At 63.3% G+C, this 23,898-nt stretch carries 22 protein-coding genes; 11 read left to right on the top strand and 11 right to left on the bottom strand.

Annotation, left to right across the window (positions count from 1 at the left end; translation table 11 throughout):
• The first annotated feature begins 185 nt into the window (after positions 1 to 185).
• Together GH665_RS27880 and GH665_RS27875 are read left to right on the top strand one after the other, a co-directional pair.
• On the top strand, positions 186 to 1,169 hold the full coding sequence (locus tag GH665_RS27880) for a LysR substrate-binding domain-containing protein (protein WP_153140460.1): 984 nt from the start codon (positions 186 to 188) through the stop codon (positions 1,167 to 1,169).
• Between the two features lie 141 nt (positions 1,170 to 1,310).
• Entirely contained in the window at positions 1,311 to 2,561 is a 1,251-nt protein-coding gene (locus GH665_RS27875; RefSeq protein WP_153140459.1) for an MFS transporter, read from the top strand.
• Between the two features lie 88 nt (positions 2,562 to 2,649).
• Here the strand turns inward: GH665_RS27875 and GH665_RS27870 are convergent, their stop codons facing one another.
• The gene (locus tag GH665_RS27870; RefSeq protein WP_153140458.1) at positions 2,650 to 3,255 is read right to left on the bottom strand and encodes a peroxidase-related enzyme; all 606 of its coding nucleotides are present in this window, start codon (positions 3,253 to 3,255) and stop codon (positions 2,650 to 2,652) included.
• 151 nt (positions 3,256 to 3,406) lie between these two features.
• On the opposite strand from GH665_RS27870, the gene GH665_RS27865 reads away from it, so the two are divergent.
• Together GH665_RS27865 and GH665_RS27860 are read left to right on the top strand one after the other, a co-directional pair.
• Positions 3,407 to 4,360: a LysR family transcriptional regulator gene (locus GH665_RS27865; protein ID WP_153140457.1), complete on the top strand. Its 954-nt coding sequence runs from the start codon at positions 3,407 to 3,409 to the stop codon at positions 4,358 to 4,360.
• Positions 4,361 to 4,602: 242 nt separating this feature from the next.
• The gene (locus tag GH665_RS27860; protein ID WP_153142331.1) at positions 4,603 to 5,622 is read left to right on the top strand and encodes a VTT domain-containing protein; all 1,020 of its coding nucleotides are present in this window, start codon (positions 4,603 to 4,605) and stop codon (positions 5,620 to 5,622) included.
• 87 nt (positions 5,623 to 5,709) lie between these two features.
• Here GH665_RS27860 and GH665_RS27855 read toward each other — a convergent pair whose 3' ends face one another.
• From GH665_RS27855 to GH665_RS27820, 8 genes are all read right to left on the bottom strand, one after another.
• Entirely contained in the window at positions 5,710 to 8,022 is a 2,313-nt protein-coding gene (locus GH665_RS27855; protein WP_153140456.1) for a TonB-dependent receptor, read from the bottom strand.
• A gap of 327 nt (positions 8,023 to 8,349) precedes the next feature.
• The gene (locus GH665_RS27850; protein WP_153140455.1) at positions 8,350 to 9,420 is read right to left on the bottom strand and encodes an ABC transporter substrate-binding protein; all 1,071 of its coding nucleotides are present in this window, start codon (positions 9,418 to 9,420) and stop codon (positions 8,350 to 8,352) included.
• 56 nt (positions 9,421 to 9,476) lie between these two features.
• On the bottom strand, positions 9,477 to 9,887 hold the full coding sequence (locus tag GH665_RS27845; protein ID WP_153140454.1) for an ExbD/TolR family protein: 411 nt from the start codon (positions 9,885 to 9,887) through the stop codon (positions 9,477 to 9,479).
• On the bottom strand, positions 9,887 to 10,594 hold the full coding sequence (locus GH665_RS27840) for a MotA/TolQ/ExbB proton channel family protein (RefSeq protein ID WP_153140453.1): 708 nt from the start codon (positions 10,592 to 10,594) through the stop codon (positions 9,887 to 9,889). The genes GH665_RS27845 and GH665_RS27840 overlap by 1 nt, the downstream gene beginning before the upstream one ends.
• A 108-nt stretch (positions 10,595 to 10,702) precedes the next feature.
• Positions 10,703 to 11,542, bottom strand: coding sequence for an energy transducer TonB (locus tag GH665_RS27835; protein ID WP_246216385.1), 840 nt, complete (start codon positions 11,540 to 11,542; stop codon positions 10,703 to 10,705).
• A gap of 44 nt (positions 11,543 to 11,586) precedes the next feature.
• Positions 11,587 to 12,672 (bottom strand): ABC transporter substrate-binding protein, encoded by a 1,086-nt coding sequence (locus GH665_RS27830; RefSeq protein WP_153140452.1) that lies wholly within the window; start codon positions 12,670 to 12,672, stop codon positions 11,587 to 11,589.
• 48 nt (positions 12,673 to 12,720) lie between these two features.
• The gene (locus GH665_RS27825; protein WP_153140451.1) at positions 12,721 to 13,902 is read right to left on the bottom strand and encodes an LLM class flavin-dependent oxidoreductase; all 1,182 of its coding nucleotides are present in this window, start codon (positions 13,900 to 13,902) and stop codon (positions 12,721 to 12,723) included.
• 215 nt (positions 13,903 to 14,117) lie between these two features.
• Entirely contained in the window at positions 14,118 to 14,291 is a 174-nt protein-coding gene (locus GH665_RS27820) for a hypothetical protein (RefSeq protein ID WP_153140450.1), read from the bottom strand.
• Between the two features lie 76 nt (positions 14,292 to 14,367).
• Between GH665_RS27820 and GH665_RS27815 the strand changes: the two genes are divergently transcribed.
• The 4 genes from GH665_RS27815 to GH665_RS27800 all read left to right on the top strand — a co-directional run bounded on the left by GH665_RS27815 (position 14,368) and on the right by GH665_RS27800 (position 18,293).
• Positions 14,368 to 15,444 carry an ABC transporter substrate-binding protein gene (locus GH665_RS27815; RefSeq protein ID WP_153140449.1) on the top strand — a complete coding sequence of 359 codons (1,077 nt, stop codon included), beginning with the start codon at positions 14,368 to 14,370 and terminating at the stop codon, positions 15,442 to 15,444.
• A 146-nt stretch (positions 15,445 to 15,590) separates the two neighbouring features.
• Entirely contained in the window at positions 15,591 to 16,649 is a 1,059-nt protein-coding gene (locus tag GH665_RS27810; protein ID WP_246216384.1) for an ABC transporter substrate-binding protein, read from the top strand.
• Complete coding sequence (locus tag GH665_RS27805; protein ID WP_153140447.1) at positions 16,633 to 17,487, top strand: ABC transporter permease; 855 nt, start codon at positions 16,633 to 16,635, stop codon at positions 17,485 to 17,487. Before GH665_RS27810 ends, GH665_RS27805 begins: the two co-directional genes overlap by 17 nt.
• Before the next feature lie 26 nt (positions 17,488 to 17,513).
• Positions 17,514 to 18,293: an ABC transporter permease gene (locus tag GH665_RS27800; RefSeq protein ID WP_153140446.1), complete on the top strand. Its 780-nt coding sequence runs from the start codon at positions 17,514 to 17,516 to the stop codon at positions 18,291 to 18,293.
• Here the strand turns inward: GH665_RS27800 and GH665_RS27795 are convergent.
• Together GH665_RS27795 and GH665_RS27790 are read right to left on the bottom strand one after the other, a co-directional pair.
• Positions 18,284 to 19,438, bottom strand: coding sequence for a sigma-54 interaction domain-containing protein (locus GH665_RS27795; protein ID WP_153140445.1), 1,155 nt, complete (start codon positions 19,436 to 19,438; stop codon positions 18,284 to 18,286). The two genes, GH665_RS27800 and GH665_RS27795, sit on opposite strands and share 10 nt — an antisense overlap.
• A gap of 188 nt (positions 19,439 to 19,626) precedes the next feature.
• Complete coding sequence (locus GH665_RS27790) at positions 19,627 to 20,307, bottom strand: class II aldolase/adducin family protein (protein WP_153140444.1); 681 nt, start codon at positions 20,305 to 20,307, stop codon at positions 19,627 to 19,629.
• A 369-nt stretch (positions 20,308 to 20,676) separates the two neighbouring features.
• Between GH665_RS27790 and GH665_RS27785 the strand changes: the two genes are divergently transcribed.
• The 3 genes from GH665_RS27785 to GH665_RS27775 all read left to right on the top strand — a co-directional run bounded on the left by GH665_RS27785 (position 20,677) and on the right by GH665_RS27775 (position 23,852).
• Positions 20,677 to 21,984 carry an alpha/beta fold hydrolase gene (locus GH665_RS27785; protein WP_153140443.1) on the top strand — a complete coding sequence of 436 codons (1,308 nt, stop codon included), beginning with the start codon at positions 20,677 to 20,679 and terminating at the stop codon, positions 21,982 to 21,984.
• Between the two features lie 126 nt (positions 21,985 to 22,110).
• Positions 22,111 to 22,644: a MarR family winged helix-turn-helix transcriptional regulator gene (locus tag GH665_RS27780; RefSeq protein ID WP_153140442.1), complete on the top strand. Its 534-nt coding sequence runs from the start codon at positions 22,111 to 22,113 to the stop codon at positions 22,642 to 22,644.
• A complete protein-coding gene (locus GH665_RS27775) occupies positions 22,641 to 23,852 on the top strand; it encodes an MFS transporter (RefSeq protein WP_153140441.1) in 1,212 nt (403 codons plus the stop codon). Before GH665_RS27780 ends, GH665_RS27775 begins: the two co-directional genes overlap by 4 nt.
• The last annotated feature ends 46 nt before the right edge of the window (positions 23,853 to 23,898 follow it).

Here is a 23,898-nt window from a genome sequence, read left to right as displayed (position 1 = left end):
TCGAGCATCGCCGTTCGACATGCGGACAAAACCCTGGCAAGCCGTAGCCGACCCTCGGCTAACAATCGAAACCCTATTGCAAGGTATCCTTTCGCGAATCAACCCGCGCGCACCGACGCGCCCCCGCACCGTCACCGTCACCGTTACCATTACGGCGCCCGCCACGCCGCCCCTGGGGATGCACCATGCCGCTTCGTCTGCCACCTCTGCCCGCGCTTCGCTTCTTCGAGGCCGCCGGCAGGCATCAGAGTTTCAAGCTCGCCGCCGCCGAGTTGAACGTCACGCCAAGCGCGATCAGTCACGGCATCGTTGGCCTCGAGCAGTCACTCGGTGTGGAACTGTTCGTGCGCGAGCCGCGTGGCATTTCGCTTACGGCAGCGGGCGCCGATTATCTCTCGTACGTATCCGAGGCGTTTTCGCTGATCGCAATCGGAACGCAGCGCCTGCCGAACCACCGCGCGAACCGCCCGATCGCGCTAAGTTGCGCGCCCACGCTGGCCTCGCGCTGGCTGCTGCCGCGCCTCGGCGCGTTTCGCTCGCGCTGGCCGGACGCAAACATCACCGTCGACACATCGCATCGTCAGGTCGGTTTTCCCGTCGACGGTTTCGACTTCGCCATTCGCCTGAGCCGTGCCCCGGTCGCGGGAACCGCCTGGACCCGTCTGTTCGGTGAACGCCTGGTGCCGGTGTGCAGTCCCGCCTACCTGGACAATCTGCGCAACGGGCACGGGCATCTCGATCTGCGCCGCGCGACACTCATTCACGTGAACTCAGCCAGCGAGGACTGGCAGGCGTGGCTCGACGGTGTCGCCGTCGAGGGCGACACCGTCGATGGCGACACCGTCGAAGGCGACCCCGTCGACCTCAGCGATGGGTTGCGCGTCGACACGATTCAGCTCGCTTTCGAAGCCGCGAGCATGGGTCTCGGCGTCGCGCTTGGCAGAAGGCCGCTGATGGACCGCGATCTGGCGAGCGGCGCACTGGTCGAGGCCTGTCCGCAAACCATCGCCTCAGCCAACGCCTATTGGCTGGTGAGCGCGCAGAACGCGGATAGCGCGGCGCATCGCCCCGAATTGCTCGACTTCAAACAGTGGCTGCTCGGCGAGGCAAAGCAATTCGCCAATCCGTCCGGTAGCGAAGCCACTGAACTGCCTCACCCCAATCGCTGAATCTCTGAAGCGCTAAATCCCTGAATCTCTGAACCGCGCCGTCAACCCGAACAGGTGAGTCACGCTCACCTGTCGTCAAAATCATTTCCTTTGTCGCGTCTGATGCTCGCTGCGACCATGGTGTCGAAGGAGATCAGAACCATGTCCACCGCCAATAGCAAACGCTTCGCCTTCCCGTTGAGCCCAACGACACTCGTGATCATCGCCGGCGCGCTGATTCTGAGCGCCGCAATGGGCATCCGGCAGACCTTCGGCCTCTTCATCGGGCCATTTTCGTTCGATCGCGGCCTGCCGGTCACGTTGATCGCTTTCGCCATCGCACTGCACAATCTGGTGTGGGGTTTCGCGCAACCGTTCGCGGGCGCCGCCGCCGACCGCTACGGCTCGGCGCCCGTAGTCGCGTTCGGTGCCACGACGTTCGCGGCCGGCCTGGGTATCGCGGCGGTCGCGCCTTCCGGCCCAATGCTGATCGTCGGCATGGGTCTGCTGGTCGGGATCGGTGTCAGTTGCACGACGTTCGGCGTGGTGTTGCCGGCGGTCGGCCGCATCGCCTCGCCCGAGAAACGCAGCATGGCAATGGGTCTTGTCAGCGCGGGCGGTTCGGCGGGACAGGTGTTGATGATTCCGCTCACGCAGAGCATCCGGCTCAGTTCCGGCATCGCCACGTCGCTGTTCGCGCTGGCTTTTGTGATGCTGCTGGTCGCGCCGCTCGGCATGGTGCTCGATCGGCGTCAGCGCGCCGGCATGTTCGTTCAGGAGCCACCTGCCGCGCCGCTTCGCAAGGTACTCGGCGAGGCGGTCCGGCATCGCGGCTACCGGCTCCTGACACTCGGCTTCTTCACCTGTGGATTTCAACTCGCGTTCATCGCCACCCATCTGCCTGAATATCTAACGCTCTGTCATATGCCGATCGGCCTGGGCGCCACGGCGCTGGCGCTGATCGGCCTGTTCAACATGGCGGGCAGTTGGGGATGCGGCTGGCTCGGCGGCCGCTTCCGGCAGCACTACGTGCTCGGCTGGCTCTACCTGATTCGAAGCGTGACGATCGGCGCGTTCTTCCTGCTGCCGAAAACCTCCACGTCGGTCGTCGTCTTTGCGGCCGTGATGGGGCTGACCTGGCTCGGAACCGTGCCGCTTACGAGCGGACTCGTGGCAAAAGTGTTCGGCACGCGGCACCTCGGCAGCCTCTTTGGCGTCTGCTTTCTGAGCCACCAGATCGGCTCGTTTCTCGGCGCGTGGCTAGGTGGCCTGGTATTCGATCTGACGGGTTCCTATTCGCTGCTTTGGGAAGCCACGATGGTCGCCGGACTCATCGCCGCAATGCTGCATTTCCCGATCGACGACAAGACGGTCGTTACGCCGGCCATCCGGTCCGAGCCGGCAGGCGCATAGGCGAGCGCTTGGGCGTAGGGGCAAGCGTGCGTGAACACGCAGCCGCACGCCGCCCGTCAGCCCCGGCCCCACGGCAAGCGCTCCGAGGCTATTTGCGTGGCGCATCCGCCGCTGCTTTCGGCACGCGTCCCATCAGATAGAACTCGTCGTTCGGACGCATGGAAATGACGTTGGCCATCCGGTTCGACAAACCGAAGAATGCCGTGATGGCCGCGATATCCCACACGTCTTCATCGGCAAAACCATGCTCCCGCAAGGTCTGAAAATCGGCATCACCGACCGTGCCGGAGTCACGGCAAACCTTCAGGGCAAAGTCGAGCATCGCCGCCTGGCGCGCCGTGATATCCGCCTTGCGATGATTGACGGCCACCTGATCCGCCAGTAGCGGCGCCTTTTCGTAAATGCGCAGAATCGCGCCGTGCGCGACCACGCAGTACAGGCACTGATTCACCGCGCTCGTGGCGACCACGATCATCTCGCGCTCGCCTTTGCTTAAGCCGCCCTCTTTATGCATCAACGCGTCGTGGTACGCAAAAAACGCGCGGAATTCGTCCGGCCGGTGCGCCAGCGTCAAAAACACGTTTGGAACAAAACCCGCCTTCTCCTGCACGTCGAGAATGCGCGCCCGGATATCGTCCGGCCATTCGCCCGGTTCGGGCACGGGGTAGCGGCTGATCGGTTGAAGCGTTGCCATGCGGTGTCTCCGTTGTATCTGTCTATGCGGCGATTGTAGCAACCGAGCCGCGAAACACAGTTGCGCGACACGCATTCCCGTAACCCGCCTTCCGGACGTCCATGTATTCCTGTATTTTCGCTGGATTAATTCTCGAAGACCGAGAGGGTCCATGGATCGTCTGGAGGCAATGTCAATTCTGGTGGCCGCGGTGGAGACCGGCAGTTTTTCGGCCGCGAGCCGCAAACTGGGGACGCCGCTGCCCACCGTCAGCCGCAAGGTGGCGGAGCTGGAGGCGCATCTGAACGTGCGGCTGCTGGTGCGCTCCACCCGCAAGCTGACCTTGACCGACGCGGGCGAGGCCTACCTCGCCGCCTGCAAGCAGATCCTCGAACAGGTGAGCGAAGCTGAAAGCGCGGCCGCGGGCGAGTACAGCACGCCGCGCGGCGAACTCGTCGTCACGGCGCCGATGGTGTTCGGACGCCTGCACCTGCTGCCCATCATCAACGACTTCCTCGCGACCTTCCCGCAGATCGCCGTGCGTCTGGTCCTGGCTGACCGCACGCTGCATCTGCTCGACGAACATATCGACGTTGCCCTGCGCATCGGCAAACTGCCGGACAGCAGCATGGTCGCGACCCAGGTCGGCACGGTCTGCCGGGTGGTGTGCGCGAGCCCGCGTTATCTCGCGCAAGCCGGCGTACCGGAAACCCCCGCCGATCTCGCCCGCTTCGCCTGTGTCAATGTCGACTCGCTGCCGTCCGGGCCGATCTGGACCTTCGCGCCGCGCGGCGCGAAACAGCAGGCCGTGCCGGTCCATCCACGGCTGTCCGTCAATAATGCTGAGGCCGCCATCGATTCGGCTGTCGCCGGTGTGGGCCTCACCCACGTGCTCTCGTACCAGGCCGCGCGGGCTGTCGAAGAAGGCAAGCTGCAACTGGTGCTGCGGGAATTTGAACCCGAACCGATACCGGTCAGCCTGATGCACGCGGGACAAGGGCCATTGCCGCTGAAAACCCGCAGTTTTATCGACTTCGCAACGCCGCGTTTGCGCGCCGCGCTAAGGAGCGACAGGGACCGGTTACTCGGCGGCAGGGCCGCACATGTGGCCGCCCCGCCACCTTGAATTTCCGCGGGTGTTCAGCCCGCCTCGCAGCGTCTTTTCACAAACCTGTGCTTAAATCCACAATGTGCGCGGCTGCATTCGCGGCGGCCGGTGAACGAGCTGCCTCATCCCGTTTCCCGCCGTCCGGCAAGAAGCAGCAATGCGTGACGTATTCGCAGCGCACGCCGACTGAGCAGGAACCTGAGCAGGGACTCGGCGCCGACTGTGTCAAATCCTTCCAGGGCATCAAGAGGAGCGTGGTTGTGTGGCATTTTCCGGTTGCGATTCCACCCTCGCTGGGCGTATGGGCCGTCTTCATGAGCGTGCTGGTCACGCAATTGGGCCTGCCGATTCCAGCGGCGCCGATGCTGATCCTCGGCGGAACCATGGCCGCAATGGGACAGACCACTTACGCCAGCGTCGTGGGCGCCGCTGTCGGCGCAACCCTGATCGCGGACACGCTATGGTTCTTTACCGGGCGGACGTACGGCCGGCGCCTGCTGAATCAACTGGTGCGCTTCTCGCTCTCGCTCGACACCACCGTGCGTGTCGCCCGCAACACTTATGAACGGTACGGCGCGCCGATTCTCACCGTCGCGAAGTTCCTGCCCGGCCTCGGCCTGATCTCGGCGCCGCTGCTCGGCACCACGCCCATCAATGTCGGCGTATTTCTGCTGTGGGATTTTATCGGCGCGGCGTTGTGGGCCAGCGTATGGGTGATCGGCGGCGCGGCCCTGCATGATCAGATCGTGCAACTCGTGCTGCTCGTGCGCCATAACGGCGGCACGATTTTCGACGCGTTCGCGGTGATCTTCGTTGTCGCACTCCTCTATCGCTGCGTACGCCGCTGGCAGTTTCGACGCTGGCTCGCGCACGTGCGAATCTCACCGGATCAACTCGACGAGTTGATGAAATCCAATGAGCCACCACTGATCCTCGACGCGCGGCCACGCAGCATACGCGCGAAAGAATCGCACCGGATCGCGGGTGCGCAGTTGCTCGACCTCGACTCGCCGGAGCCGCTGCATCCCGAGTTACTGAAGCGGCCGATTGTCGTTTATTGCGTCTGCCCGAACGAAGCAACGGCCAAGCGGATCGTCAATCAGTTGCACCGGAAGAACATCCACCACGTCCGCGCGCTCAAGGGCGGTCTCGACGCATGGGAAAAACGCGGCTATCCGGTCGAACCGCTGCCGCCCGACTTCGAAACGGCGATGACTCATATGGCGGAAGACACGGGTGAAGAAGGCGAGTACACCGTGAGGGCGAGATTGGCAAAGTGACACCGGCACGACTGCGCGCCACGAATGATGTGGCGCGGCAGCCCGCCGTTCAATCGGACTGCCACGCCATACCGTGCGGGCTCCCGGTCAGATCCTGGCGGTAAACGTCAGGCCAAAAACACGCGGGTCGCCATACAGCACCGGATACGCGCCATAAGACGGCAACAGCTCCAGTTTTTTATAGACCTTGTTAGTCAGGTTCGTCACGTAACCGGTCAGGATATATTTCTGATTCGATGACACATAGGACACGTGCGCATTCATCACGGTATAGCCCGACTGCCACAACTGCGGAATAGTCTGACGCGTCGCGCTGAAGTACTCCGTGCTGCGATAGTTGATATCGCCCCCTACTGCAATCGAGCCGACCGGCAACGGCACACGGTACTCGCCGCCGACGTCGATCGTCGTGTGCGGCGAACGTGCGAACGAATTGCCCACTGCGGTCGGCACATTGGCAAACTCGGTGTAGCGCGTATTCAGCAGCCCGAGGTTAGCGAACAGGTAGAGGCTGTTAGTCGGCTGCGCCTTCAATTCCAGCTCAAACCCATCGGCGCGCCCCTGCCCGGCGTTCGACAAGGTAGACACCGGCGCGCCGCCCAATGGATTCGGCGCCAGTGCAAACACCTGAATGTCGCGATAGTCGTAGTGGAAGACGCTTGCGTTCACGGTCAGGCGTTTGTCGAACCATTCGCTTTTGATGCCTGCCTCATAGTCGGTCAGGTACTCGGGCGTGACCGTCGAGACCGTGCTTTGCGTATAGGCGCTGCCGTTGTAGCCACCTGAACGGAAGCCGCGCGCATAACGGATATAGGCCCGCACGTTGTTGCTGATCGCGTATTCGGGCGTCAAATCCCAGGTCGGCGCGCGCCACGTGTTGGTCTGGTTCTGCCGCGCGCTGACGGCAAGTGGCGACGTGATCGACGACGGGTCCCACCAGTTGTTCACATCGCTGAACGAAACGGGGCCGCTATTCTGCAAGCCGGTCAGATTGATCGTTTTGCGTTCGATCGTATAGCGCAGCCCGCCGGTCAGGTTGAAGCGATCGGTGAAACGATACTTCACGCTGCCGAACACCGCGGCGCTTTGCGTATGCTGGGTCAGTTCAGTCAGGTGGTAATACGTTGAAGACGGACCACCCGGCGCATCCGGCAAGCCGCCGCCCGCCCCCTCCTCGCTCAGTTCCTCGGTGAAGAAATGCGCGCCGGCGATCCAGCTCAGGCGATCGTTCTGCGGCGACTCGAGACGGAACTCCTGTGAGAACTGGTGCGATGCGAGCGTATCGTGCGAACGCGCGGCGTCGTAAGGTGAATAGTCTTCATCGTCCTGATACCAGCGGTTCAGGCCTTCCAGCGCGGTAATCGAGGTCAGCGTCAACGCGCTGTTGATATGCCAATGCGCGGTCAGCGAGCCGCCATACGACGCAATATGATCGCTCGACGGCGCATTGAGTGAAACCGTTTGCGGATCGCTCGACCCGACGAAACCGAACTGGTTGGCACCGTTCGCGCCAGCCCCTTGTGCGTGCCATGGGTCGCCGCCGCCCGTGTAATTGCGGCCATGGATGTTGAGCAGGAAATCGGAATTCGAAGTCGGCACCGCCAGTAACTGGAAGCGCACCGCGTTATCGTGGAAGCCGCCGAAACGGCCGCCCGACACGGTGTTGGTGTAGAAGCTATCGCCGTTCTCGTGATAGACGGAAAGGCGTGCCGCCAGTACGTCGTTGCTGCCGATCGGACCGCCGATCGCGGCTTCGGCGAGGCGGCTGTTGTACTGACCGATACCGACCTTGCCGTAGCCATCCACGTCGAAGGTCGGCTTCTTCGACGTCAGACTGACTGCGCCGCCAATCGTGTTCTTGCCCCATAGTGTGCCCTGTGGACCGCGCAACACCTCGATATGGTCGAGGTCGAAGAGCGGAAAGCCCTGGCCAAACACGCTGTTGATATAAACGTCGTCGAAATAGACGCCGATCGGGCTCAACGACAGGTCCGACGGATCGTTGCTGCCGACGCCACGCAGGAACCAACGCGGCCTTTCACGCCCTTCGGTGGACTGCGCCGTGAAGTTCGGCACGTACTTGGTGATGTCGTTGACCACCCGCAGTTCATTATTCTTGATGCTGTCGCCGCTCAATGCGGTCACCGCAACCGGCACCTCCTGAATGCTCTCCTTGCGTCGGCGCGCGGTCACCGTGACGGTTCCCAGATTGGTATCGGCCACGGCCTTGTTCGCGCTCTTCGCTTTCGGCTTCCCCTGTACCGCTGGTCCGGTTGCGTCAGCAGAAGCGCCGCCTGCCGCATCGGTTGACGTGTTGTCAGCGGCCCATGCAGGCGATATCAGCACGCCACCAGCAAGCACTCCCCCGAGCGCGACGACGAGTGTTTTTCTCTTGAACATTGACTTCGCTATCCTTATTCAATTGTTGTTTGATTTCGCCCGCAACGGGGCTGCCATCTTCGTGCGCGAGCGATGCACCACGCATGGCGTTCTCTAATGCAAGTCGGATGCCAGCCGAGGAGGTCCGTCACACAAGGCTTGCGTGAATGAAGCGAGGAGGTATTGCTGCTGGTGCACCCGTGAGATGGTGTTGAGGTGTTGCATACGCAGCACCTCAACGCGAACGGCTACGGATTAGCGATGGGAAAAGATGATTCTGAATCAGTCCATCAGGATGTCGAATCTGTTCTAGCGCAAGAGCCACAGCACACTTCGCAACTCATGCTGCTAACGCGGCGCCGCGTAACGATGCGATTGGGCGAGCGCGCGCGGATCGATCCACGCGTGGATATCGAAGTCAGTCGGCAGAAAATCCCATTCCACGAGGAAACGCTTGAAATCGTCGAGCGCGGCGATCGATGTATCGTCAAGATCGGTGCGCAGGCGTTGATGTACGTCGTCGCCATAAGCAAGTCGCAGCCAGTCGTCTCCCGAGCCGGTTTCCCGGCCCAGATAACCGAGCACTTCCTGCTTGTGCCCGCGCGCCCAGCCGTCCACGTCGATCACCCGGGCCAGAAAGCGGCTAACGATGTCCGGATGGTTGTCGAGTGTGGCCGCATTGACGGTCAATGGCCGTGGCGAGCCGTTGTTGATACGAACCTTCGGCTCCGGATGAAAGCCGATGTCGATCACGATGCGTGCGCCGATCAGGTAGGCACTCTCGAGACCGAGCGAGCCCTTCACATAGATCGCGTCGACTTCGCCCCGCACCAGCGCCGCGATTTCCGCGGAATAGAGACGGCGGCTGCTGACGCTGCCCGGATTGCTGAACGACGCCGTGGGCAACGCGCCACCATCCATAGGCTCGCGCACGTTGACAGCCTCGATGTCGATCAACTCGACGTCGCGCGCGGACAAGCCTTCGAGTTCCAGCACGCTGACGAAACCGCGCAACGCCGCCGCGCGAAAAATATCGATCCTCTCGCCCGCACGCTTGGGCAAACCGACGCGGCGCCCACGCAGGTCCTTCGCCGTGCGAATGCCCGATTCGGGCAACGCGACGATCGCCTGCGCTTCGTCCACCCACGTTAGCGCGATAACCCGGGTATCCGCCCCGGCCGAGCGCGCCCACAGCGCTGGAATGCTGCCACCCTGGCGAAACGAATTGTCCAATGTGTGATCGACGTGCGAGGCGCGCAGCGCCGCGTGCTGCGTTTCCTGCAACGAGCGTACGGTAATGCCGTCGCGCGCGAATTCATCGTCGAGCCAGCCGAGATGCGCGGCGATGCCAAGTGGCGTCGGCACCGGACAGCGCGTGTACCAGATCGACTGGATGTTGTCTGAAACCGAAGTGCTCATGAAGTGTTCCGGTGAGGAATCGCGAGATCGCGAGGTTGAGAAGCCGACGCGATTGATTAGCCGTTGTTGGCCGTCAATACCGATAGCCTGCTGATGCCGGCGTGCTCGATCGCCGCCATCAGCTTCGCCACGGTGCCGTAGGGCACGCCTTCATCAGCCTGCAGATTGAGCGCGACGTCCGGGTTGCTCGCCTTGAGCGCCGACAGTTCGGCGCCAATCAGGTGTAGATCGGTGGCCCGCTTGTCGAGGTACACCACGCCCTTCGCGTCGACACTGACGGTCACCGCCGGTTTCTGGTCGGCGGCTGCGGTGGCGACCGTTCTGGGCAGATTCACGTGCACTGCATTGTTCAGCAGCGGTGCGGTCACGATGAACGCGACCAGCAGCACGAGCATTACGTCGACGAGCGGCGTGATGTTGATTTCGCTCAGCACGTCGTCGTTATCGGAAGAGGATGAGAAAGCCATTATGCGAATGCCTCGTTGACGGTTTTCAGGCTCGGCTGCGCACGGGTGGCCACGCCCTGCACGCGGAATCCGGCTTTCTGCGCGAGCGTAACGAAGTCGGTGGCAAAGCCGTCGAGATCGGCGGAGGCCGCTTTCACCCGGCGTACGAAGAAGTTATACGCAAGCACAGCTGGCACCGCGACCGCGATGCCGATGCCGGTTGCCACCAGCGCCTCGCCGATTGGGCCCGCCACCACGTCGATACTGGCCGACGCGCTGTGTGTGATCGCCGTCAGCGCGTGAATAATGCCGAACACAGTGCCGAACAGGCCGACAAACGGCGCGGTGCTGCCGATCGATGCGAGCACGGCGAGACCTGCTTCGAGACGGCGGCGTTCATTCTGGATCTGCTGGCGCAGGTGACGCTCCAGCAGATCGTGGCGGCTCCAGCTATGTTCGAGGTCCTGACCATTGCCTTCGTCGGCGCGCTGCAAGGTCTCGAAGCCAGTCGCGGCCACGCGGCCCACCGGGCTCAGCCCGGGCTCCACCGCGGCTGCCGCCTGGAAACTGCTGGCCGCCCAGAATTGCCTGGCGAAGCGCCGGCTCTGCACGCTCGCGCGCACGCTTTGCACCGCCTTGACGACAATGAGGGTCCACGTCACCACCGAGAAAATCCCCAGCAGCCAGAGGGCGCCCTGCACGATAAAAGTCGTTGAAATGCCATTCATGATGATCGATTCCTTGTAGTTCAAAATCCGGCGCGAAACTCCGTTCAAGATCCGGATCCGGTGTTGAAGAGTCAGCACGCGCTTCGGCCGCCATGCGGATAGCACAGGTCAACCCAGCTTGAAGTCGATCGGTACGTTGACCCAGCCGTCGATCGCTTCGTCTCCTCGTTTGGCCGGCACGAAAATCCAGCGCCGGACCGCGGCCAATGCGGCGTCGTCCAGCATCCTGCGGCCGCTGCTGGTCCTGATATCGACCGAGTCAGGTTTGCCGTTCGCCAGCACATGCACGCGCAGCAGCACATGTCCTTCCCATCCCTGGTCCTGCGCGATCGGCGGATAGTCGGGTGCCGGGTTGTGCAGATACGCGGCGTTGCCGATCGGCGCGGTTTCGGCCAGCGGCGCGGGTGCTGCCGCCGGCACGGGCACGGGCGGCGCCGGAACATGCACGACGGCTGTGTCGGCCGGGGCCGGTGCCGGCGCGGCTGCCACAAATGGCGCGGGTGGCGCGGGCGAAGGCTTCGGCGCGGCTCGCGTCAGCGGGCGTGGCGGCGGCGCTTGCTGTTTGAGCGGCTGCGGCACGGGCGGCGGCGCCTGCCTCGCCTGTGGCAACGGCACCGGTGGCCGCGTCAGCTCGACCGTCATCGGCAGCGGCCTGGGCGGCACGACAGGCGCGAGCGGTGCATCGTGTCCATGTCGTGCCACAAGCAGGAATCCTGCGTGCAACGCGAGGATCAGCAGCGCGGCGGCGCCGGTCCCGCCCCATGTCCTGTGTGTCGCGCGGGTCTCAAGTTCAGCCTCACGTTCGACCTCATACTGCGCCGCAGGCACACGCTGCGGCGGCGGCAGCGTGACTGCGGGCGCATTGAACCGGTGCACCGCCGAGCCGCGCCAGCGCGCCGCATGACGGCGCGTATGCGTACCCGAACCCTCCATGGTGAGAAACGTCACGGTCTACTCCTTACTGGTTTGCGCGCCGCGCAAGAGCGCTCCAACTAAGCGACCCAGGCACGGCGATACTTCGATATGTCGGTGTACGGTTGCGGCTCGACCCAGGCGCGCGCATCGAAGTCGTGTTCGAGAAAGCCCCACTCGAACAGGAAGTCCTTGAACGCCACCAGACCGTCGATCGAGGTCTGCGTGAGATTGGTTTCCAGATGCCGGTGCACTTCGCTGCCATACGCGTAGCGCACCCACTCGTCCGATGAACGGGTCTCACGGCCGATGTAGGCAACGGTCTCGGCCGGATGTTTCGTCGCCCAGTCGCCGGCCGCCACCACGACGGACACGAACCGGCTGACGAGATCGGGGCGCTCGTCGATGAGCGCCTGATCCACTGTCAAAGTGCGCGGCGTGCCGTTGCCGATACGTACCAACGGATCGGGATGCGCGCCCAGGTCGATCACCACGTGCCCGTCGATCAGATGCACGGTTTCGAGTCCGGCCACGCCCTTCACGAAAATCGCATCGACATCGCCGCGCACCAGCGCAGCAACCTCGAGCCCGTACTCATGCGGCCGGCGAAACGGCGATGCATTTCCTGGCGCGTCCTCCAGGCGGCCGATAGCGATCCGCGCTTCAGCCTCGGCGCGCGTCGGCTCGGGTAGATCGACCCATTGCGCGTCGCCGTGTCCGAGACCTTCGAGCTCAAGCGCGGTTAGAAAACCCTTGAGCGCCGCAGCGCGCCAGAAGTCGATACTGATCGCATGCTGGGGCAAACCGAGACGCCGTCCGCGCAGATCGCGCGCATGGCGGATGCCACTTCGGGGCAGCGTGACGATCGCCTGGAATTCATTGGTCCAGGAAAGGCCGACGACGCGCGTCGCTGCGCCTCGTGAACGTGCCCACAGCGCCGGGATGTTGCCGCCCTGACGAAACGACGAGGGCAAGCTGTGATCGAAATGCGACTCGCGTTTGGCAGGCTCGCGGGTCTCCTGCAGCGAATTCAGGGTGATGCCGTCCGGTCCGAACTCCTCGTCGAACCAGCCACGGTGAACCGCAATGCCGAGCGCGGTCGGCACGGGACAGCGGGTGTACCACAGTGCGGTGGACGTCGCGGCTTGCGCAACGGTTGTACTCATTGTTGGATTCCTTGGTTGTTGTTGTCGGTGGACCTGAGCGCCACCGGCTTACGCCAGCGCGACCCGCAATGCCGAGGCCGTTCTGCGCGCATCGATCGCTCCCGCCACCAGCGGTAAAACCTCCTCGCCCACGCGGTACGCCTCTTCCAGATGTGGATTGCTCGCCAGAATGAAGGTCGATACGCCAATGTCCACGTACTCGGCCAGCCGCTCGGCGACCTGCTCGTGGCTGCCCACGATCACGCAGCCGGGACCGCCGCGGATCTTCGACATGCCGGCCCACAGGTTCGGCCCGACAATCAGATCGTCGAAATGCTGGGTATTGCCCTGGTGCAGCGCGAACTGCCGCTTTGCCCCAACCGACTCCGAATCGCCCACGCCTGATGCGCGCCGCGTGCCACCCAGTTGCGTCGTTTCGCTGACGGTGGCGAACATCTGCCGCAACTCGGCCCACGCCTGCTCTTCCGTCTCTCGCGCGAGAATGTCGATGCGCATGCCGAAGCGCAGATCGCGCTCCGCGTTTTGCGCATCGAGCGCCTGGCGGGCGCGGTCGATCACCTCCTTCTGTTTGGCCAGCGGCTCGCCCCAACTCAGATGCACGTCGCCGTGTTTGGCGGCCACCGCCATCGCGGCGTCGCTGGCGCCAGCCAGATAGATGCGCGGCACGGACTGACTGGAGAGCGGCGCGACCAGGCCGCCTTCTTCGACCTGATAGAAGCGGCCCTTGTGCGTGTAGGGCGCTCCGGCGGAGTAGCCCTTCACCACGTCGAGAAATTCATCGGTGCGGGCGTAACGACTGTCATGATCGATAAAGTCGCCGTACGCGCGCTGATCGGCTCCGCCACCGCCCGTCACGATGTTCCACTCCACCCGGCCGCGGCTGATCCGCTGCAGACTGGCGGCCATTTGCGCGGCATACGCCGGATGCATGAACCATGGCTGCATCGCGATCAGCAAACGCAGGTTGCGGGTTTCACGCGCCAGCGCGGCGGCCACCACCCACGGCTCCTCCGTAAAGCGGAAGATCGGAATCAACGCGCCATGAAAGCCGACCAGGTCCGCTGCGCGCGCCACCTGGGACAGGTAGTCGATGTAGCCGAACTCGTCGCTATCCGTTTTCGGCGCGACCCGCGAGGCCGTCTGGTTATTCCATTCGCCACGGGTATGCCGGTCGTGCGCGCGTCTGCCGTCGCCATGCATCGGCAAGCGCCACAGAAATTCGACAGCCATTGATCTGTTCTCCTTGGTTTAAGCGTCAGGTCGGACTCGCACTGACACGAGCCGCAACCGCTTCGGCACCTCTCTAAGCACGGCCTATGCCAATTGCAATTAACCGGTCTCCGATCGGCATGTGAATGCGCGATGGCCACACGCGTTGCGGCCCCATCGGCCCGTGTCGGTCCGCATCGATCCCGGCTCTGACGGAGCGCGCACCAGGTGCTGCATCAGCACCCCACGTGTTGCCAGCGCAACACCGCTTCGCGCAACTGCTGCTGCAGCAACACTCGCCCGCGCGGCCGCCACCCGATCCGCACAGCCTGCCCCGGCGTGCGCAGCCGAGCCGCATGCCTACCGAGGCCTGCCACGGCGACCGCGCGTGCCTGGCCTGGAATTTGCATTTATCCGTCCGCGCCGCCGCTACCGCTTTCGCGCGCCGGCCGGTGCGCAGGACGAACCTCGATATGGAAAACACACATGACAGACAGGCCCGATTCGTCATCGGACAAACAGCATCCCTTCTGGTACGCACGTTCACCGGTACCGACGCCGCTCGGCATCGCCGTGCATCTCGGCTGGCTCAACGGCGAATCGTCGGCCGACGGCGTCGCGATCCGCTCATTGCGCGACTCGGCCGGACACGACGCGTCGTCGATCAGCGATCACACGCTGGCGATGTCGTTTCGTCAGGGCGGCAGCATCCCGGCGATGTGGGCGCGCTCGCATCGAGCGGATACGCGCGTGATCGGTTTATCGTGGGTCGATGAATCGCAGTTGGTCCTGACGCTGCCGGGCTCCGGCATTCAGTCGGTGAAGCAGCTACGCGGCCGGCGCCTCGCGATTCCGCGCCGCCCGACTGATCGCATCGACATTTTTCGCGCATCCGCATTGCGTGGCTTCCTCAATGCACTGAGCCTGGAGGGCATGACAACGCGCGATGTCGAGTTGATCGATGTTGAAGCCCGCACGCTGCAGGCTGTCGGAGACGATCCCGCCACGGAGCTCTTTACCTTGCCGCTCGGCCTTTCGAGCCGCGCGTTGTATGCCGCCGAAGCGAGCGCCCTGTTGCGCGGCGCGGTGGATGCGATCTACGTGAAGGGCTCGGTTGGCCTGGAGGTGGCGCAACTGATCGGAGCGCAAGTGGTAATCGATATCGGGTTTCATCCAGAACCGCATATCCGCAATAACAACGGCACGCCGCGTCCGCTCACGGTGAACGCGGAAGTGCTCGCCAATCATCCGGATATCGTCGCCGGCTTTCTGAAGCTCGTGGTCGCCGCGGGCGACTGGGCGCGCACGCATCCTGACGAAACCGCGCAATACGTATCGCACGAAACCGCTTCGGCGGTCGAGTGGGTTCACGCGGCCTATGGCGGCAACCTGCATCACCACCTCGGCGTAAACCTCGAAGCCGAATCGGTCGCGGCGCTCGACGACTTCAAGAAGTTCCTGTTCGAGTGGGGTTTCCTCGAAGCCGACTTCGAGATCGCCGACTGGATCGATCCGCGCCCGATGGCCGATGCGCTGCATTCGCCACTTAAGCGCCGGGCATGAACGAATGCGCCGCCCGCTTCCACACACTACGTTCAAGGTCTGATCCGCACATCATGAAACGCTCATTTGCTCTCTCCCCGTTGTTGAGGCCTGCGTTAAGGCGTGCGTTAAGGCGCGCGTTAAGGCGCGCGTTCGTCGCATGGTCGATGACACTGCCGCTCACCGCTACCGCGCTGCTGGGCCCCTCCCTCGCACGCGCCGAGGACGCGCCGAAAGTCGTGCGAATCGCCGTGGTCGCCTATTCAAGCGGCGGCAAAACGCAGTACGCGGGTGCGTCCGCTTTAATCGACGCCGACAAGTCGCTGGAAAAAGCGCTTGCCGCACGCCATATCCAGCTGCAATGGGTGCCGGTCTCGACCGCCGCCGTGGGCACGCTGGTCAACGAGGCCTTCACGAATCACAGCATCGACTTCGCCGGCTACGGTGACCTGCCCTCGGTCGTGGTCAACGCGTCCGGCACGCATACGAAACTGATTGTGCCGGGCGGCGTGGGCAGCAACACCTATCTGGTGGTGCCGGCCAACTCGACGGCGAAGTCGATCGTCGATCTGAAAGGCAAGCGGATTGCGCTCAATCGCGGCCGCCCGTGGGAAGTCACGTTCGGCAAACTGCTGGCGGCCAACGGCCTGAAACTGTCCGACTTCAAGATCTACAACCTCGACCCGCAAGCGGGCGCCGCCGCCGTCAGCGCGGGCCGGGTGGACGGATTCTTTACGCTGTCGGACGCTTATCCGCTAGTGGACAAGCAGGTCGGCAAGATCATCTGGTCGACCAAGGAAGCCCCCGACGCATGGAAGATGCGTGCGGAACTCTGGGCCTCCGACGATTTCGTGCGTCAGTACCCCGACGTCACGCAATTGGTCGCAACCGCCTATGTACGAGCGGCCTACTGGATCTCGCAAACGCAGAATCGCGATGCGTTCATCAAGATTCTCAGTGCTTCGGGTCAACCTGAAAACGTGGTGCGGCGCGAGTACGACGACGAAAAACAGCCATGGAAGGAACAATGGGCGCCGCTTTTCACACCGTCGCTCAGCGCGCATTACCGCGATGTGTCGGCCTATAGCCAGCAGGCCAGACTCACGTCCGGCGGTGTGGACGTCAATAGCCTGCTCGCGCCACAGTTCGTGAACAACGCGTTGAAGGAACTCAAGCTGGAACACTACTGGGATGCGAGCGCTACGACGAATGTCGCAAACCGTTGATACGGTGGTGGATGCCACGGCATCCAACCCACCCATACCATCCACGCCATCCGCAGCGTTCGCCCAGGCGCGTGCCTTGACGCGCCACGTTTCCTGGTTGCTGTGGTGGGTTTCGCCGGCACTGCTGTTTCTGCTCTGGTGGTACGCAAGCGCGCAACACTGGTTCGCGCCGCAGCTCCTCGTCCCGCCGCACAAGGTCTACGACACCTTCCGTACGCTTGCTGCCGGCGGCGATCTGCAGGACAACCTGCTGATCACGTTGCGTCGTCTGGCAACCGGTTTTGCGTGGGGCTGCCTGTCCGGCATCGCGTGCGGCACCCTGCTCGCCGTGAACCGTACCTTCTCCGACTACGTACGCCCGCTCTTCGACATTCCGCGGCAGGTGCCGACGCTCACGCTGATCCCAATCCTGATTCTGCTCATCGGCATCGATGAACCGTTGAAGGTGGTCGTGGTCGCCAAAGCCGTGTTCTTTCCCGTCGCGCTGGCCACCTACGGCGGGGTGCAAGGCGTACCGCGCGATCTGATCGAAATGGCGCGTCACTATGGGTTGGGTCGCGCCGGGTTGTTGCGCGACGTGCTATTGCCTTCGGCCATTCCGTCGCTACTCACCGGCATTCGCATTGCGATTGCGCGTTCATGGCTCGCGCTGGTCGCGGTCGAGTTGCTGAGCGCCGACAGCGGCATTGGCGAAATGATGGAAATGGCGCGACAGATGCTGCGTATCGACATCGTGATGGTCGACGTGATCGCCATCGGCCTGATCGGCTTCACCCTCGATCAGAGCATCGCCCTCGTGCAGCGCCGCGTGTTGCGCTGGCAAACGCCCAACCGTTGAACTCTTCTTCCGGTAAAACGCCCTCCATGATCGCCCTGCACGCTACGTCCCCGCTACGCCGACGCGCCCGCGGCTTTGTTCTGCCGCTCGTCCTGCTCGGACTCTGGCAATTCGCCGCTTACCGTGATGCCGTGCATCAGTACGCGTTCGTGCCGCTCGAGCAGGTGTTCAGCGCCCTTCTCGAACTGGTCCGAAGCGGAGAACTGGTCGTCGACCTCGGCGCGAGTCTGCGTCGCACTACCTTGGGTCTTGCCACCGGTACGATCGCCGGTGTCGCGGTAGGCGCGTTGACCGCGTTGTCGCGCAGTGCCGAAAAACTGGTGCATCCGTTATTTCAGGCCCTGCGCCACGTCCCGCTGCTCGGCTTGATTCCATTGATCAGTCTCTGGTGCGGCACGGGCGAGTTCGCCAAGGTATTCATCGTCTTCCTCGCGGCTTTCTATCCGATGGTGACAAGCAGTTTCGATGGACTGCGCCGTATCGATCAGCGTTATTTCGAACTCGCGCAGTCGTACGAATTGACGCGGCGTGGCTGGCTGCGCGACGTGCTGATTCCAGGTGCGTTGCCGGACGTGTTCGCCGGCATTCTGCAAGCGGTACCGTTCGCATGGATTACGGCGACCAGCAGCGAACTGTTATTCAACGCCGGGGCTGGCGTCGGCAATCTGATGCAGACAGCGCAGGCCGGCGCGCGCGTGGACGTGCTGCTGGTATGCGTGACAGGCGTCACGGTGCTGGCGGTGGCAATGGGCATGCTGTGCGAGCGCGTCGCACAGCGCTTGCTGCGCTGGCGCGATCACGCCTGACGGCGGTCGCCGGCTTCGCTCGCGTCGGCGGAATCCGGCTCGCCGGCGTCACGCAGCTTGAGGATGCCGAGTTGCGCGAGCCGCGCCCGCACGATGTTGCGCGACAAGTCGAGCAGGCGTGAGGTACGCAGCTGATTGTTCTCGGAGAATTCGAAGGTGCTGCGATAGACGGTGTCTTCGATGTGCTGCCAGAGCCTGGGCGTGCCGAGTTCCAGCAGATCGACGATGGCCTCGCGCAAAGCGCCGGTGGCTTCCGCGATATCACGCGGACGGCGCGCCGGATTGGCCGCAAGCGCCGCCGTTGCCGCAGGCGCATCTGCTGCCGGTGTGTGAGGCGCCAGCGAGAGCGCGGAAAACTGCAGATCGGCGACATCGATGAAACCGCCGCTGCTCACCAGCAGCGCATGATGAATCACGTTTTCCAGCTCGCGAATATTGCCGGGCCACGAGTGTGCATGAAGCCGTTCGAGCGCGGCATCTGTGAGCGCCGGCGGCGTGATCCGCAAGCGCCTGGCGTAGCTCTCGAGAAAGTGCTGGATCAACGGTCCGATATCGCCCGGCCGCTCACGCAATGGCAGCAGGTTCAGTTTGACGACGTTCAGGCGGTAATACAGATCCTCCCGAAAGTGCCCGGCACGTACCGCGGCTTCGAGATTCACGTTGGTCGCAGTAACCAGACGCACGTCGATCTTGACTGTTTTGCGCGAGCCTACCGGCACCACTTCGCGCTCCTGCAATACACGCAGCAGCTTGACCTGGGCGGCAAGCGGCAAGTCTCCCACTTCGTCGAGAAACAGCGTGCCGCGATTGGCCGATTCGAACCAGCCCGGCTGACTGCTGATCGCGCCGGTGAACGCGCCTCGTTCGTGACCGAACAATTCGCTCTCGATCAGCGTCTCCGAGAAGGCGCCGCAATTTACCGCCACGAACGGCCCGTCACGGCGTTCACTCAGTGAATGCACGAGCCGTGCAATCAGTTCCTTGCCTGTGCCGCTTTCGCCGGTGACGAGTACGGTGGCGTCGCTCGGCGCGACCAGATGGATACGTTCGAGCAACACCAGCGACTTCGGGTCGTCGAATGTCAGCGCTTTCGCACGTATCGTAATGGCGTGCGACGTGGGATCGGGGAAACTGAAGACAGCCATTGATCGACCAGCAAGGAATCCAAAGGGAGCCTCGACAATATCAAGCCGATCATGCGTTGCGAACCAATACATCGAGCTAACAGTATGACGGAACCGGCAATAACGCTGCCCGGCTGCGTCGATACGACAGCAGCCCGGCTGATTGCTCCGCGCCGCCTGTCGTCACTGGCTGCCGTTCACGCCGGCTCTCAGGCTAGTCCGGTCATCTTCCATTGCTGTTCGAGCACGCCGGGGCCGAACTCCTTCGACCCGCCAAGCGACTCTGCGAGGGCCTGGAAGTACGCCCCCTCTTCGAGAATCAGAATGTACTGCGAGACGTCGAGGATGTTTTTACCCCAGAAGGTCGCGCCGCCGTTTGCCTCGAGAATCGCCGGAATGTTCGGATCGCGCCGGATCGTGTCGACGATGAAACGCGGTTCGCCCGGCCGCCGGTCGATATAGACCGGAATCTCGCGGGCTTTCGTATAACGCTGAGCCGGCGCATACAGAATCGGCAACGGACGATGCGCGCTAGCCCACGCCCCGAGATACGGGCCATGCACATGAATGACCACGTCGACTTCGGGCGCTTCCTGGAACACGCCTGCATAGCGCGGACCATGGCCCGACGCTTTCGGATCGCCGTGGATCACCTTGCCGTCGAACGACACCACGACCGCCTGAACCTCCTGCGATTGCGCCCACGGCGTGGGCGCCGACACGGCTACGACGAGGTCCGTGCCCGGCACACGCTGATAAGCCTGGAAGGTGTTGGTGGCAGACAACGTGCGGGTTTCCTTGAGCACACGCGTGGCTTGCGCGAACTCGCGCCGGATGCGTTCGACGAAGGCGACCAGTTCGCCGCTTTCCAGCGTTTGTGTGACTGACATGTTGGGTCCTTGGACAAGTGAGGGATCGATGCGAGGGGGTATTTAGCAGCAAGCGTGCCAATCCACGCATCTCTCACGGTCTCATATGCAGCGGCCTTTTCGTCGCGCACCGCACATGACGCCCTGTGCCCGGTCAAAGTCATTGTGCTGCTGGACCAACAGCACATCATCAACGGCTGTTGCGCACGATGCAAAAGAGACCCACATACCGCTCACGCCGCATCGTTGCACGCCGACGCCAGGCGGGTTTCACCATGCACGGCCACCGATGGTTCAAAACTTGCGTTGAAGCCCGCCCGGGTCCAATGCGTTCACGCCGGCAGGCTTCGTGTGGCCCGCACTCCTCTCACCATCGTTCAAGGCGTCAGCATGAAAGCAGAAAATACTCGAGCGCGGATTGTGCGCGCATCGGCTCGTGTCAAACCCGGCAGATGGTTCGCCGCGCCATTCGCGGCATTACTGGTTTCAAGTCTGGTTTTCGCGGCAGGCGCGAGAGCACCTGCCCCCGATCCGCTGCAAGGCGACGGCCGCGTGTCCGCGTTCTATACGTGGGAGAACGAGATTCCCGCGCAGCCAGGCGAGTTGCTCCGCTCGGAACAACTGCCGCCCACGCTCGGCCCCGCCAATGCCGGTCAGCAATTGCGACTGCTATACAGTTCAACCGATGGCGTCGGCGGTAAAACACCGATTGCCGTATCAGGCGCGCTGTTCCTGCCCAAAGGCCAGCCGCCGCAAGGAGGATGGCCGATCGTCGCGTGGGGACACGGCACCTTCGGTATGGCGGATATCTGCGCGCCCTCGTGGTTCGGACGCTCGTATCGCGACGTCCGCTATCTGAATGCGTGGCTTCAGCAAGGCTTCGCGGTAGTGGCAACCGACTATCAAGGGCTCGGCACGCCCGGACCCAACCCGCAACTGAACAATCGCTCGAATAGCTACACGATGCTCGACAGCGTGCGGGCGGTGTTGCACAGCGTGCCCGGACTCGCCAATCAGGTGGTGCTGGTCGGGCAATCACAGGGTGGCTCCGCGGTATTCGCCGCGGCCGGCTACGCGAGCACATACGCGCCCGAACTGAATATTCGCGGCACGGTCGCAACCGGCGTGATTTACAACGCACCGAAGCAAACCCTTGCAACGCTTGCCCCGTTCAAGACGGCTTACCAGCGTGATCCCAATCGGATCGATGCAACGCTCGCGTACCAGTTCTATTCCGTGCTGTCGGCGCAACAGATCGACCCCGCGTTGAAGGCTTCCGACATCCTCACCGATTCGGCGCTGCCCATTCTCGAACAGTCGCGCATCAGTTGCCTCGCGTCGCTCGAAGACGACGCCGCGCTCGCCGGGTTGAGCACCGCGAACACCGTGAAACCAGGCGCCAACGCGCGCTTGCAGGCATGGTGGGACGACTATCTGAAGTTTCCGACCTTGAAGATCAAGTCGCCGGTGTTCATCGGGATCGGTGCGGACGACGGTCTCGCGCCGCTGGAGCTCTCGCTGGCAAAAGACGCCTGCGCGGCGGGCACCACGGTCGAGGCGCATCTGTATGCGGGTCGCGAACATAACGGCACGGTCAACACGTCGCTGGAGGATTCGATACCTTTCGTCAGGAAGGTGCTGGCAGGCCAGCCTGTGACGCCGGTGTGCTCGCCAGTCGAGCAGCAGCCAAAGTCCTGATACGGCGCCACGCGTCTTCGGCGCGACTTGCAGCGAACGATTGACGGTCATAAAAAAACCGCTTGCGCGCCACCTCCAATGTGTGCAACATACATATATGCACATTGCACACATTGAGACATCCCCATGACGCAGCGCACAGAAAATCTGCTTGGCGTGCTCGCCCTGCTGGTCACGGACGAAATGAACGCGCAGCCTACCGAGCCGGCACTGGCGGGTTCCACGGCCCGCGCCATGCTCAACGCGATCGGTCAATATCCCGATTCATCCATTGAAGTGCTGCGTGAAGCGGTCGATCTTTCGCATCCGGCTGCGGTGCGTGCAGTCGCCGGTCTGGTGGAGGCAGCGCTCGTCGAAAAGAAATCGGGTACGGATAAGCGCTCCGTCGCGCTTGCCTTGACGGCCTCCGGCAAGCGCGAAGTCAAACGTCTGCAATCGGCACGCGACCGGATACTCCAACGCATCGTCGGGCAACTCGACGAGCGCGAGCGCGAGGTGTTCGAAAACCTGCTGATCAAGATCCTGTGGCACGAGACCCGCGATCCCGCACATGCCATGCAACTATGCCGCCTCTGCGACGACGGACCCTGCCTGAAAGCCGGCTGCCCCGTCGAATGCCGCGAACAGGGTCTGCCGATGCCCGCGCAGAGCAGCCTATGAGTGCCGCCGCGACGGTACGCTGGCCGGCGATCGCCGCGCTGACTGCGGTCTCGGCGCTCTCACAGATCGGTCAGTTCGGCATCGGCTTCATGGTGCTGCCTGTGTGGCTGGCCCATCAGGGCCTCGACGCACCGCGCGCGGGCCTGTTCTCCGCTTCGCAATGGACCGGCATGCTGGCCGGCCTGCTGATCGCGCCGTGGCTGGTGGAGCGTATCGGGGCAAAGCGCACGGTGTCACTGGGTCTCGCCGCCACGGTGCTTGCGTTCGCCACGATGAGCTCGCTGAGCTGGCCGTTATGGCTCGTGCCCGGCCTGTTGACCGGCTTCGGTATCGGCTTGCGCTGGATCGCCAATGAAACATGGCTCTACCGGCTTGTGCCGGCTGAGTCGAGTGGACGTGTAGTCGGCGTGCACGAAGCGCTAATTGCCAGCGCAGGCGTCATCGGCCCGGCATTGGCGGTGTGGTGCGCGGTCGACGGACGCATTACGTTCGCGGCCGGCGCGGCTTTCACCTTCGCGGCGGCCCTGCCGCTGTGGCTAACCGCGTCGGACGATGCGCGGCCGGCTGCCGGTGCAGCCCGGTCCGCGCGAAGCAGCAGGGCTGAAAAACATAGCGTTGCAAAACGCGTCCCGATCGGCCCCCTGGTCAGCCTCGGCATGGTGGTCGTCGCCGCGGGCGGCATTGGAGATGGCGCGCTCTATGGCCTCTTCCCGCTCTTTGCCGATGCTCACGGCCTAAGCACCACACAAACAGCTACGCTCCTCACGCTGTTCGGTATCGGCGGCATGGCGCTGCAATTTCCGGTCGGCTGGTGCGCCGATCGCGCGGGTCTGGCTGCCACGGTGATCGTCTGCGCCGCGCTCAGCACGCTGGCGATCTTCGGTTTCGCGCTCGCCGCGCCCGCCTCATGGCTCGCGGACGCAAGCGCATTGCTGCTCGGCGGCATGAACAGCGCGTACATCACGCTCGGCATGGTTGCCGCGGCCTGCAGCGACAAAGCCGCGCTCACGCGCAACATGCGGCTGGTGTCGATCACCTTCACCGCGAGTTCGATCGTGGGGCCGCTTATCGCCGGTTTCGCCATGAAAGCGCGCGGCAGCGATATGCTGATGTGGCAACTGGCGATCATGAGCGGCGCGCTCGTCGCCTATACGCTCGGCTTGCGCGAAGGCAGGCGTCAACCCGATCGATCGTCGTCGATGGGCTGAGCCTGCACTGCGCCGGTTCCGTTTCAAACCGCTTCAATTCAACTGA

This window comes from Paraburkholderia agricolaris, assembly GCF_009455635.1.
GTDB lineage: Bacteria > Pseudomonadota > Gammaproteobacteria > Burkholderiales > Burkholderiaceae > Paraburkholderia > Paraburkholderia agricolaris.
Note: the sequence above shows the minus strand (reverse complement) of the source record. Positions and strands in the feature narration are given on the sequence as shown.